This window comes from Atlantibacter sp. MEI4A-1023, assembly GCF_056155425.1.
Window position 1 is genome coordinate 1,676,978 of the sequence record NZ_CM149568.1, and the last position, 12,232, is coordinate 1,689,209.

Genomic DNA, 12,232 nt, shown 5'->3' on the forward strand with positions numbered 1-12,232 from the left:
CCAGGGCCGACTATTGCCTGAAAACGAGGTCATTATGGAAAAATTAACCTGTTTTAAAGCCTATGACATTCGCGGAAAACTGGATGTCGAGTTGAATGAAGAGATAGCGGCCCGCATTGGCCGCGCCTTTGGCGAGTATCTGAAACCCAAAACCGTGGTGGTGGGCGGTGATGCGCGCCTGACTAGCGAGCCGCTTAAGCTGGCGCTGGCCAGCGGCTTGCAGGACGCGGGCGTTGACGTGCTGGATATCGGCATGGCCGGAACGGAAGAGATCTATTTCGCGACCTTCCACTTAAACGTGGGGGGCGGGATTGAAGTGACCGCCAGCCACAACCCCATCGACTACAACGGTATGAAACTGGTGCGCGAAGCCGCGCGCCCCGTGAGCGGCGACACCGGGTTGCGCGATATTCAGCGCCTCGCCGAAGCGAACGATTTTCCGCCGGTGCAGCCTGAGGCGCGCGGCAGCTATCAGAAAATCGATATTCGCGCGGCTTATATCGACCATCTGCTGACCTACGTCGACACAAAAAACGTCCAGCCGCGCACGCTGGTGATTAATTCAGGCAACGGGGCCGCAGGACCGGTGATCGATGCGCTGGAAGCACGTCTACAGACGCTGAATATTCCGCTGCGTTTTATCAAAGTGCATAACACCCCGGACGGCCATTTCCCGAACGGCATCCCTAACCCTTTATTGCCCGAGTGCCGCGCCGATACCCGCGATGCGGTGATGAAACACGGCGCGGATATGGGTATTGCCTTTGATGGGGATTTCGATCGCTGCTTCCTGTTTGATGAGACCGGACGGTTTATCGAAGGCTATTACATCGTCGGCCTGCTGGCCCAGGCGTTCCTGGAAAAACACCCTGGCGCAAAAGTGATCCACGATCCGCGCCTGTCGTGGAATACGGTGGACGTGGTCACCGAAGCGGGCGGTACGCCGGTGATGTCGAAAACCGGCCATGCGTTTATCAAAGAACGGATGCGTGCCGAAGACGCCATCTACGGCGGCGAAATGAGTGCTCATCACTACTTCCGCGATTTTGCCTATTGCGACAGCGGCATGATCCCCTGGCTGTTGGTCACCGAGCTATTGTGCACCAGCGGTAAATCGCTCTCCCAACTGGTGAGCGACCGCATGGCGGCGTTCCCGGCCAGCGGTGAAATCAACAACACCCTGGATGAACCCGCCAGCGCTATCGCGCGCGTGAAAGCGCACTTTGCGGCGCGCGCGCTGGAAGTCGACCACACCGATGGGATCAGCATGTCATTCGCCGACTGGCGCTTCAACCTGCGTAGCTCCAATACCGAGCCGGTGGTGCGTCTGAACGTGGAGTCGCGCGGCGATGCGGCGCTGATGCAGGCGCGGACACGGGATATTTTGGCCTTGCTGAAAGCGGAAGGCTGAGAACAGGCGCGCAGGCTTGCCTGCGCGCCACCCCATTTCAGCGCATAAGCGCGATTAACAGGACCAACGATGACAACTCTAAAAAAGCGCGAGCGAGCCAAAACAAATGCATCGTTAATCTCAATGGTGCAGCGGTTTTCTGATATCGCCATTATGTTTGGCGGGTTATGGCTAATCTGCCAGTTAAACGGATTACCTTTTTTATACATGTACTTACTGATCGCGTTGTTGACGCTGGCGGTATTTCAGATGATCGGCGGGATCACGGATTTTTACCGCTCCTGGCGCGGCGTAAAGATCACCACCGAACTGACGCTATTGCTGCAAAACTGGACGTTGAGCCTGGTGTTCAGCGCCGGGCTACTGGCCTTTAACGATGATTTTAATACCCGCTTTGCCGTGTGGTTTGCCTGGTATCTGCTGTCGACGGTCGGGCTGGTGGTTTGCCGTTCCTGCATCCGCTTCGGCGCAGGCTGGCTGCGTAATCGCGGTTATAACACCCGCCGGGTGGCGATTGCCGGGACAATGCCGGTCGGTATGGAGCTGATGCAAAGTTTCCAGAATGAGCCCTGGCTCGGTTTTGAAGTGGCCGGTGTGTATCACGATCCACAACCGGGGGGCGTACCGCAACACTGGGCTGGCAATCTGGAACAGCTGGTGGACGATGCCAAATCTGGCAAAATTCACAATATCTATATCGCTATGGCGATGAGCGATGAAGCGTGTATCAAACAACTGGTGCGCCAGCTTTCCGACACCACTTGCTCGGTGATGCTGATCCCGGACGTGTTTACCTTCAACATCCTGCATTCGCGTACCGATGAGGTCAACGGCGTGCCAGTGGTGCCGCTGTTTGATACGCCGCTGAATGGCATTAACCGTCTGTTGAAGCGGGCGGAGGATATCGTGCTCGCCTCGCTGATCCTGCTGCTGATCTCGCCAGTGCTGTGCGGTATCGCCCTGGCGGTGAAACTGACCTCAAAAGGCCCGGTGATTTTCCGCCAGACCCGCTACGGCATGGACGGCAAGCCGATTATGGTGTGGAAATTCCGCTCCATGAAGGTGATGGAAAATGCCGCCGTCGTAACCCAGGCTACCCAGAACGATCCGCGCGTCACCCCGGTGGGTAACTTCCTGCGCCGCACGTCGCTGGACGAACTCCCGCAGTTTATCAACGTGTTGACCGGCAGTATGTCCATCGTCGGGCCGCGCCCGCACGCCGTGGCCCATAACGAGCAGTATCGCGAGCTGATTGAGGGCTACATGCTGCGGCATAAAGTTAAACCGGGGATCACCGGCTGGGCGCAAATCAACGGCTGGCGCGGTGAAACAGACACGCTGGAGAAAATGGAAAAGCGTATCGAGTTCGACCTGGAATATATCCGCGAATGGAGCCTGTGGTTCGATATCCGCATTGTTTTTCTCACAGTTTTTAAAGGCTTCGTGAACAAAGCCGCATACTAAGGAAAGTCCATGAGCCTGAGAGAAAAAACCATTAGCGGGGCGAAGTGGTCTGCAATGTCCACCGTCGCCATTATCGCCCTGGGCTTGATCCAGATGACGTTGCTGGCACGGCTGATGAATGAGCATCAGTTTGGCCTGCTGACGATATCGCTGGTGATTATCGCGCTGGCAGATACGCTATCGGATTTTGGCATCGCCAACTCCATTATTCAGCGTAAAAACATCAGCAATCTCGAACTGTCGACGCTTTACTGGCTTAACGTCGCCCTCGGGTGGGCCGTGTGTGTGGGCGTATTCCTGCTCAGCGACACCCTGGCGACGCTGCTGCGCAACCCCGATCTGGCACCGCTGATTAAAACATTGTCGCTGGCATTTATCGTGATCCCCCACGGCCAGCAATACCGCGCGCTGATGCAGAAAGAGCTTGAGTTCAATAAAATCGGCCTGATTGAAACCTGCGCGGTGCTGTCGGGTTTTGGCGTCACCACGATTGGCGCCTGGTTCTGGCCCAACGCCATGATGGCGATTATCGGTTATCTGGTGAATACCCTGGTCCGCACGGCGCTGTTTGGTTTTGTAGGGCGCAACATTTACCGTCCTGGTTTTAAGTTCTCTCTACGTACCGTGGTACCCAACCTCAAATTCGGTGCCTGGCTTACCGCCGACAGTCTGATTAACTTTCTCAATACCAATCTCTCGACCCTGGTGCTGGCGCGTATTTTGGGCGCGGCGGCGGCAGGGGGCTTTAACCTGGCCTGGAATCTGGCGGTGGTTCCGCCGGCGAAGCTGAACCCGATTATCACCCGGGTGCTGTTTCCTGCTTTTGCCAAAATGCAGGGAGATACCGTTCGGCTGCGGGTCAATTTTTATAAACTGATTTCTCTGGTTGGGATTATTAATTTCCCGGCTCTGTTGGGGCTGCTGGTGGTAGCCGACAAGGCCGTGCCGCTGCTGTTCGGCGAAAAATGGGTAGACATTGTCCCGGTATTACAACTGCTGTGCGTGGTGGGATTATTACGTGCGGTGGGCAACCCGGTCGGCTCGCTGCTGATGGCGACGTCGCGCGTCGATTTAAGCTTTAAATTCAACGTGTTTAAGACTTTTTTGTTTATCCCGGCGATTATTGTCGGCGGGCAGATGTACGGCGTTATCGGCGTAACGCTGGGTTTTCTGACGATACAGATCTTCAACGTTTTCCTGACCTATTTTGTCCTGCTCAAACCCGTACTCGGGCCAAGTTACCGGCAGTATTTGCAAAGCCTGTGGCTACCGTTTCGCCTGGTTATTCCCACCGTTGCGGCAAGTTACCTGACGGGTATCTTGCTCGATCCTGACTGGCAACCTGTCATGGTGCTCGCTGCGCAAATTACTGCGGGCATCGTGGCCTATGCGTTGACCCTCGCGCTTTCCCGCCATCCCTTGGTTCTTGAGGTAAAACGGCCGTTTTGCCGCAATAAAACACTCAAAGTGCTGCTGCGTGCTGGTTGACGTCTGGCCTGCATACAACCCCATTAAGAGGTCATTATGAAATTATTAATTCTTGGCAATCATACTTGTGGAAACCGTGGCGACAGCGCAATCCTGCGTGGCCTCGTGGATGCCATTACCCAGCTTTCGCCTGGCGCGGATGTTGACGTCATGAGCCGCTACCCGGTGAGTTCCGCATGGCTGCTGGATCGCCCGGTACTGAGCGACCCCTTGCATCAGCAGATGAAGCGTCATAATAAAGCGACGGGATTGATGGGTAAGGTAAAAAAGGTGCTGCGCCGTCGTTATCAGCACCAGGTATTACTGTCAAAAGCCTCGGGCGATGGACAACTGCGCAACGTTGCCATTCCCCAGGGGTTCTTAAACTTTGTGAAGCAACTGGCGCAGTACGACGCGATTATCCAGGTTGGCGGATCGTTCTTTGTCGATCTTTACGGAACGCCGCAGTTTGAGCACGCGCTGTGTACTTTTATGGCGAATAAGCCGCTGTTTATTGTCGGCCACAGCGTTGGCCCCTTTCACGATCCGCAATTTAATCAGCTCGCCAATTATGTGTTCGGACAGTGCGACGCGCTGATCTTGCGCGAAAAAGTGTCTCTGGCGCTGATGGAACAAAGTCAAATCGACAGGCAAAAAGTCGAGCAGGGCGTGGATACCGCCTGGCTGGTCGCGCCTCATGACGAGAATTTTGTCGTCAGCTATGCGGTTCGGCACTGGCTTGGGATCGCAGCACAGCAAAAAACCGTCGCCATCACGCTGCGTGATTTAGCGCCGTTCGATAAACGGCTTGGCACCTCGCAGCAAGCCTATGAAAAGGCATTTGCCGGGATCGTCAACCGACTGATTGATTCAGGGTATCAGGTGCTGGCGCTGTCAACCTGTACCGGTATCGACAGCTACAACAAAGATGACCGGATGGTAGCGCTGAAATTGCGCGCCCTGATCAACGATACGTCGCGCTACCACGTCGTGATGGATGAACTGAACGACCTTGAGATGGGCAAATTGCTTGCGGCCTGTGAACTCACTGTTGGCACTCGCCTGCATTCGGCGATTATCTCCATGAATTTCGGCACGCCAGCCATCGCCATTAATTACGAGCACAAGTCGGCAGGCATTATGCAGCAGTTAGGGTTGCCAGAAATGGCGGTAGATATCCGCCAGTTACTTGATGGCTCACTGGAGGGGATGGTGGCCGATACGTTAGGCCAGTTGCCAGCAATCAACACCCGTCTTGAAAGCGCCGTGGCCGCTGAGCGCGTCCGGGGGATGGCTATGGTGCAATCGGTGCTGGCACGCATTGGAGAGAGAACATGAAGGTCGGTTTTTTCTTGTTGAAATTCCCGGTGGCATCAGAAACCTTTGTACTCAACCAGATCGTCGGCTTTATCGAGATGGGCTATGAGGTCGAGATCGTCGCTATTCATAAAGGGGATTTGCAACATACCCATGCGGCATTTGAGCGCTATCAACTGGCGAACAAAACCACCTGGCTGCTGGATGAACCTGAAGGCAAGCTTAATAAGCTGAAATATCGCGCTTTCCGGACTGTAAAAGGGTTGCGTCGTCCGGCGGTGTGGCGGGCCATGAATATGGCGCGTTACGGTGATGAAGCCCGCAACCTGATCTTATCCGCTATCTGCGCAGGCTCTCAGGGCCATCGGGCGGATGTGTTTATCGCCCATTTCGGTCCGGCGGGCGTCACGGCCGCTAAGTTGCGTGAACTGGGGCTGATTAAAGGGAAAATTGCCACGGTTTTTCACGGTATCGACGTCTCGCATCGGCAGGTGCTTGAGCATTACACCCCGGAGTATCAAAAACTGTTTAAACGCGGCGACATGATGCTGCCGATTAGCGAACTCTGGGCGGGCAGGCTGACGGCGATGGGCTGCCCCGCAGAAAAAATCGCCGTGTCGCGTATGGGCGTGGACATGGAAAACTTTACGCTGCGTCCGGCTAAAGCGCCGGGTTTGCCGCTACAGATTATTTCCGTGGCGCGGCTGACCGAAAAGAAAGGACTGCACGTGGCGATCGAAGCCTGCCGGCAGCTGAAAGCCCGCAGCGTACCGTTTCGCTATCACATCCTGGGGATTGGCCCCTGGGAACGCAGGCTACGTACCCTGATCGAGCAATACCAGCTTGAAGATGACATCGTCATGCCGGGTTTTAAGCCCAGCCATGAGGTAAAAGCGATGCTGAACGACGCCGATCTGTTTTTATTACCTTCGGTAACCGGTGCCGATGGCGATATGGAAGGCATCCCGGTGGCGTTAATGGAGGCGATGGCGGTAGGCATACCGGTTATTTCGACTTTCCACAGCGGCATTCCGGAACTGATAGACAGCGAACAGTCGGGCTGGCTGGTGCCGGAAAACGACGCGCTGGCTTTGGCCGACGCGCTTGAGCGTGTCGCCGGGCTCAATGAATCGCAGCTCGAACCGCTGCGATTGCGCGCGCGGCAGAAGGTTGAAAGCACGTTTAACCAGCAGGTTATTGATAAACGACTGGCGGGCTTACTCCAGACGCTGTAATCACGTTGAGGATTTATGGGCAACGACACGACCTTTTCACGACGCACCCTTCTGAAAGCCACTGGCTCTGTGGCGCTTCTCCCCCTTCTGCATTGTCCTGCCGTCCTGGCGCTTGAGAGCGCCAGGACCGCGAATGTTCAGGACTATTTCCATAGCGACTGGCCGGATGCGTTCAGACGCGCTTTTGAAGCCGCGCCCGTGGTCGAAATCCCGAAGAACGTGGTTTGCGACAACGTCAACAGTGCCATATTCATGCCTGAAGGAAGGACACTGGTTGTCCGGGGGCGTATTGAAGGTAATGGCAATGGACGCTTTGTTTTAGCAGATAATTGCCATGTCACTGGCGAGATGAGCGGGGAAATCCATAATGTCATTCTTGATATCCGCGGGTCCGATTGCTGTATTAGCCAACTCAGTATGAGCGGATTCGGGCCCGTCGCGCTGGTTTTTATCGGTAAACGTGCTCCCAAGACCATGCGTAATCTTACTATCGACAAGCTAACCGTGCAGGACGCGAATTATGGGATTCTGAGACAAGGCTTTCACAACAAAATTGAAAGCGTGCAGATCACGAACGGTCATTTCAGCCGCTTACAGGGCGATGCCATTGAATGGAATGTCGCAATCAACGATCGTGACTTGCTGATCTCCGACCATGTTATTGAAGACATCAACTGCACGAATGGCAAAACTAACTGGGGGATAGGAATCGGATTGGCGGGCAGCACTTACGACAACGACTACCCCGAAAGCCAGGCCGTGAAGCACTTTGTAGTCGCGAACATCACCGGCAAAAATTGCCGTCAATTAGTCCATGTTGAGAATGGCAAACATTTTATTATCCGTAACGTCATGGCGAACAATATTACGCCTGAATTCAGTAAGAATGCCGGGATCGATAACGCCACGGTAGCGATATACGGCTGCGATAATTTTACAATCGATAATATTAATATGACTAATAGTGCAGGGGTGTTAATAGGCTATGGAGTCGTAAAAGGGAAATATTTGTCGATACCACAGAACTTTAGGTTAAATAATGTCCTGTTGGATAATCGAAGAAGCATAATGAAATTACGCGGGATCCAAATCTCTTCAGGTAATGCGGTCTCTTTCGTCTCAATTACTCGCCTGAAACTCTTGTCCGCATCGCTGGAGATGCATAACCAGCCCCAGCACCTTTTTTTGCGTGATATCAGCATTATGCAGGATGCAAGCCGGGGAGCAGCCCTTAAGCTACACTTTGACTTGCGAAAAGATGTCCGCAGGCGCTTTATGGCGCGCGATGAAACGTTAATTTCACTGCGCAATATTACCGCTGTGAATAAAAATGGACAGAGTTCGGTTGATATTGATCGCATCGATCAAAAATATATCCATGTTTCTGCGCTAAATTTCTCTCTTCCCGATAAATCAACGGGGCGTTAACAGCGATGATTTTGCGATTAATCCTGGATGCAATCGCCCATTTAGCGGGTTTTTCTCGTTTTATGCGAGGGAGGGGAGAGGTAGAATTGGCCCCTGGTTTCGGTTAACAAAACGTGCTGGCGTCGGGGCGCGAAAAGACTATAATTCATCGACCATTTTGAGGTGGGATTGATAATGATTAATTTGAAAGCAGTAATTCCGGTTGCCGGCCTGGGCATGCACATGTTGCCTGCCACCAAAGCGATTCCGAAAGAGATGCTTCCTATCGTCGATAAGCCAATGATTCAGTACATCGTCGACGAAATCGTGGCTGCGGGTATCAAAGAGATCGTGCTGGTGACACACTCTTCTAAAAACGCGGTTGAAAACCACTTCGATACTTCTTATGAACTCGAAGCCCTGCTGGAGCAGCGTGTTAAGCGCCAGCTGTTGGCTGAAGTAAAATCTATTTGTCCGCCGGGCGTGACCATTATGAACGTCCGCCAGGCGCAGCCGCTGGGCTTGGGGCATTCCATCCTGTGCGCTCAACCTATAGTCGGTAATAATCCGTTTGTGGTGGTGTTGCCGGATATTGTGCTGGATGACGCCTCCGCCGATCCATTACGTTATAACCTGGCCGCTATGGTGGCGCGCTTCCAGGAAACCGGTCGCAGCCAGGTGCTGGCGAAGCGTATGGAAGGCGACCTCTCTGAATATTCAGTTATCACTACTCAGGAACCGCTGGATACCGAAGGTAAAGTGGCGCGCATCGTCGACTTTATCGAAAAACCGGATCAGCCGCAGACGCTGGCATCTGATGTGATGGCAGTAGGACGTTATGTGCTTTCTGCGGATATCTGGGCTGAGCTTGAACGGACTGAACCCGGCGCGTGGGGACGTGTACAGCTGACTGATGCGATTGCCGCATTGAACAAAAATCAACCGGTTGAAGCCATGTTGATGACAGGCGAAAGCTACGACTGTGGTAAGAAAATGGGTTACATGCAGGCATTTGTGAATTATGGTCTGCGTAACCTCAAGGAAGGTCAAAAATTCCGTGAAAGCATAAAGAAAATGCTCTCATAAATATGATAATTTCGATAAAAAAGCGGTTGATGGTCAATGTGACCTCAATCGCTCATTTATTAAAATTTCTAATGAAAATCGTGAATTAATTAGTTTTATATCAAGGGTTTAGTTAAAATTACTATGTTAATTATGCTTGATAGTATTGATGGCGCTTAAATGAAATTTTTTCTCCCCCTGTTAAAAATGACTGTTTTTAACGCTGCTGCGCTTCAAAAGATGTTGGGCGCTTTGTAAAAAACTCCTGCTTCATAAGCTCGATCTGGTTGCCTCATTTATTGATCGCGCATACATGAGTTTTTTATAAAGGATTAAACATCTACATTACGAATTTTGCGCGCTCTGGTTGCGAAAGCCAGGGGCGGTAGCATTGGAAAAGCAGTTCAAAAGACATCCTTTTTGATGGGGTAATTGTGTACTGCTTCGGAAGAACTGTATGAAAATCTTGCTATTAGGTCGAAATGGTCAGGTAGGATGGGAGTTGCAACGTGTCCTTTGTATGCTAGGTGACCTTGTCGCGCCTGACCGCCACTCAACTACACTATGTGGTGATCTGCAATGTATAGAAGGTATTGCAGATACAATAAGAAAGGTAAAACCAAATATCATTGTTAATGCAGCAGCATATACAGCAGTCGATCAAGCTGAAAAAAATTCTGAATATGCATATCTCATTAATGCTCGTAGTGTTGAAGTTATTGCAAAAGAAGCTGAAAAAGTTAATGCTTTATTAGTACATTATTCAACAGACTATGTTTTTGATGGTTCAGGAGAGCATTTTCGGAATGAAGATGAAAAGACCGGACCGCTTAATGTTTATGGTAAATCAAAATTACTGGGTGAAATAGCGATTGAAAAGTATTGTACCCGATATTTGATTTTTAGAACTAGCTGGGTGTATGCGGTTCGGGGTAATAATTTCCCTAAAACAATACATCGCTTTGCACTCGAAAATGAAAATTTATCAATCATCAACGATCAGTACGGATCGCCAACCAGTGCAGAATTAATAGCAGATGCATCAATGGTAGCAATACAAAAAGCAGTGACTGACAAAAGTGTTTATGGAAAATATAATCTCGTTGCTGATGGTGTTACAACATGGTTTGATTATACGCAATTTATTATAACTGTTTTGAAAAAGCATAATTGCAATGTCAAAGTTAAAACTGTAAGAGCGATATCATCATTAGAGTTCCCTTGTGAAGCTGTCAGGCCATTAAACTCAAGATTAAGTAATAGTAAGTTTAGAAATACATTTAATATTGTAATTCCAGACTGGAAACCAGGTGTGGAAAGAATGTTGGATGAATTGCTTGGCTTCGAAGAATATAGAGATAAACATGAAAGCTACAAGAACTAATCTTAATGACATCATGGTTTTTGAACCAACAAAATATAATGATGAACGAGGCTTTTTTTTCGAAAGTTATAATAAGAAAAAATTTGAAGAAGTTATTCAGAAGCCGGTTGATTTTGTTCAGGATAATTGCTCTTTGTCTACCAAAGGAGTATTAAGAGGCTTGCATTATCAATTACCACCATTTGCACAAGCGAAGTTAGTTCAATGTGTTGACGGAGAAATTTTTGATGTAGCTGTAGATTTAAGGAAGCATTCCACAACATATGGAATGTGGGTTGGTGAGATTATAAGCGCTGAAAATATGAAGCAAATTTGGATACCAGAAGGCTTCGCCCATGGCTTCTTAACTTTAAGCGATTCTGCTAAAGTTTTTTATAAAACGACGGAACATTATAAAGCTTCTCATGAAGCAACCATCAAATGGAATGATGAGCATATCAATATTATTTGGCCTGAAATAAAAAATATCATTCTTTCCAGTAAAGATAAAAATGGTCAATACTTTCACTCAGCACAAAAATTTGATTAATGAAAATACACCCAAAAATTTCAATTATTCTTTGTACTTATAATGGAAGTAAGTTTATACGTAAGCAAATAGATTCTATTATCGAGCAAAGTTATACCAACTGGTCTATCTATGTTTCAGATGATGGCTCAACGGATAATACTATTGACATCGTTGATGAGTACAAAGAACTACTAGGCGATGATAAAATTTTCATTATGAAAGGGCCTAAAAAAGGGTTCGCATGGAATTTTATTAACGCGCTAAAATCTATTTATGATGTCAATGGTATGGGATATTATGCATTCTGTGATCAGGATGATATCTGGTTGCCCGATAAATTGTCCAGAAGTGTTGAAAAAATTAATGCAATAAATGATATCATTCCCGCTTTATATTGTTCACGCACCCAATTAATTGATGAGCAAGATTTAGTGCTTGGCGAGTCAACTGAGTTTAAACATCATCCCTCATTTAAAAATGCGCTTATTCAAAGTATTGCAGGTGGCAATACAATGGTCTTCAATTCAGAAGCTGCAAGATTTATTTCCCTAACACCTAATGATTTTGTTATTCCATCCCATGACTGGTGGGTTTATCAAATTATCAGTGGTGTTAATGGTTATATATATTATGATAAAGAGCCCTCGATATTATATAGACAACATAGTAAAAACATAATGGGTTCGAATAAACCAATAAAAGCAAAATTACATCGAATAAAAATGCTTTTTGGTGGAGGGCTGAAAGATAGCATGAATAATAACTTGCTTTTATTAGAACATATGAGTTGCCATTTCAAGGTAGAACATAGAGAGGCGCTGACTAAATTTAAAAGAATAAGGACATTTAACATCGCATCTAGATTATTTGGATTTATGCAATTGAAATTATATAGGCAAAGTTTTATTGAAACCTTACTATTTAATTTGGCATTGATATTGAAACGAGTATAAATAAAATTTAATCAAAGG

The 12,232-nt window shown here is 49.1% G+C and carries 10 protein-coding genes; all 10 read left to right on the forward strand.

The window, feature by feature from the left end; translation table 11 throughout:
- The first annotated feature begins 34 nt into the window (after nucleotides 1–34).
- The 10 genes from cpsG to ACVV26_RS08165 all read left to right on the forward strand — a co-directional run bounded on the left by cpsG (nucleotide 35) and on the right by ACVV26_RS08165 (nucleotide 12,214).
- Nucleotides 35–1,411 carry a phosphomannomutase CpsG gene (gene cpsG, locus ACVV26_RS08120; protein WP_474800891.1) on the forward strand — a complete coding sequence of 459 codons (1,377 nt, stop codon included), beginning with the start codon at nucleotides 35–37 and terminating at the stop codon, nucleotides 1,409–1,411.
- A 69-nt stretch (nucleotides 1,412–1,480) separates the two neighbouring features.
- The gene (wcaJ, locus tag ACVV26_RS08125) at nucleotides 1,481–2,875 is read left to right on the forward strand and encodes an undecaprenyl-phosphate glucose phosphotransferase (protein ID WP_474800892.1); all 1,395 of its coding nucleotides are present in this window, start codon (nucleotides 1,481–1,483) and stop codon (nucleotides 2,873–2,875) included.
- A 9-nt stretch (nucleotides 2,876–2,884) separates the two neighbouring features.
- The gene (locus ACVV26_RS08130; RefSeq protein ID WP_474800893.1) at nucleotides 2,885–4,363 is read left to right on the forward strand and encodes an MOP flippase family protein; all 1,479 of its coding nucleotides are present in this window, start codon (nucleotides 2,885–2,887) and stop codon (nucleotides 4,361–4,363) included.
- A 36-nt stretch (nucleotides 4,364–4,399) separates the two neighbouring features.
- Nucleotides 4,400–5,680 (forward strand): colanic acid biosynthesis pyruvyl transferase WcaK, encoded by a 1,281-nt coding sequence (gene wcaK / locus ACVV26_RS08135; protein ID WP_474800894.1) that lies wholly within the window; start codon nucleotides 4,400–4,402, stop codon nucleotides 5,678–5,680.
- Entirely contained in the window at nucleotides 5,677–6,894 is a 1,218-nt protein-coding gene (gene wcaL / locus ACVV26_RS08140; RefSeq protein ID WP_474800895.1) for a colanic acid biosynthesis glycosyltransferase WcaL, read from the forward strand. Before wcaK ends, wcaL begins: the two co-directional genes overlap by 4 nt.
- A gap of 15 nt (nucleotides 6,895–6,909) precedes the next feature.
- Entirely contained in the window at nucleotides 6,910–8,322 is a 1,413-nt protein-coding gene (gene wcaM, locus ACVV26_RS08145) for a colanic acid biosynthesis protein WcaM (RefSeq protein ID WP_474800897.1), read from the forward strand.
- A 174-nt stretch (nucleotides 8,323–8,496) separates the two neighbouring features.
- Nucleotides 8,497–9,387: a UTP--glucose-1-phosphate uridylyltransferase GalF gene (galF, locus tag ACVV26_RS08150; RefSeq protein ID WP_183170809.1), complete on the forward strand. Its 891-nt coding sequence runs from the start codon at nucleotides 8,497–8,499 to the stop codon at nucleotides 9,385–9,387.
- Nucleotides 9,388–9,823: 436 nt separating this feature from the next.
- Nucleotides 9,824–10,750 (forward strand): dTDP-4-dehydrorhamnose reductase, encoded by a 927-nt coding sequence (gene rfbD, locus ACVV26_RS08155; protein ID WP_474800898.1) that lies wholly within the window; start codon nucleotides 9,824–9,826, stop codon nucleotides 10,748–10,750.
- A complete protein-coding gene (gene rfbC, locus ACVV26_RS08160) occupies nucleotides 10,731–11,279 on the forward strand; it encodes a dTDP-4-dehydrorhamnose 3,5-epimerase (RefSeq protein WP_474800899.1) in 549 nt (182 codons plus the stop codon). The genes rfbD and rfbC overlap by 20 nt, the downstream gene beginning before the upstream one ends.
- Nucleotides 11,279–12,214 carry a glycosyltransferase family 2 protein gene (locus ACVV26_RS08165; RefSeq protein ID WP_474800900.1) on the forward strand — a complete coding sequence of 312 codons (936 nt, stop codon included), beginning with the start codon at nucleotides 11,279–11,281 and terminating at the stop codon, nucleotides 12,212–12,214. The genes rfbC and ACVV26_RS08165 overlap by 1 nt, the downstream gene beginning before the upstream one ends.
- Nucleotides 12,215–12,232: the final 18 nt, after the last annotated feature.

Excerpts from the sequence above, each read along its gene's own strand:
- cpsG (WP_474800891.1), top strand. The coding sequence starts at position 35 with ATGGAAAAATTAACCTGTTTTAAAGCCTATGACATTCGCGGAAAACTG.
- wcaJ (WP_474800892.1), top strand. The coding sequence starts at position 1,481 with ATGACAACTCTAAAAAAGCGCGAGCGAGCCAAAACAAATGCATCGTTA.
- ACVV26_RS08130 (WP_474800893.1), top strand. The coding sequence starts at position 2,885 with ATGAGCCTGAGAGAAAAAACCATTAGCGGGGCGAAGTGGTCTGCAATG.
- wcaK (WP_474800894.1), top strand. The coding sequence starts at position 4,400 with ATGAAATTATTAATTCTTGGCAATCATACTTGTGGAAACCGTGGCGAC.
- wcaL (WP_474800895.1), top strand. The coding sequence starts at position 5,677 with ATGAAGGTCGGTTTTTTCTTGTTGAAATTCCCGGTGGCATCAGAAACC.
- wcaM (WP_474800897.1), top strand. The coding sequence starts at position 6,910 with ATGGGCAACGACACGACCTTTTCACGACGCACCCTTCTGAAAGCCACT.
- galF (WP_183170809.1), top strand. The coding sequence starts at position 8,497 with ATGATTAATTTGAAAGCAGTAATTCCGGTTGCCGGCCTGGGCATGCAC.
- rfbD (WP_474800898.1), top strand. The coding sequence starts at position 9,824 with ATGAAAATCTTGCTATTAGGTCGAAATGGTCAGGTAGGATGGGAGTTG.
- rfbC (WP_474800899.1), top strand. The coding sequence starts at position 10,731 with ATGAAAGCTACAAGAACTAATCTTAATGACATCATGGTTTTTGAACCA.
- ACVV26_RS08165 (WP_474800900.1), top strand. The coding sequence starts at position 11,279 with ATGAAAATACACCCAAAAATTTCAATTATTCTTTGTACTTATAATGGA.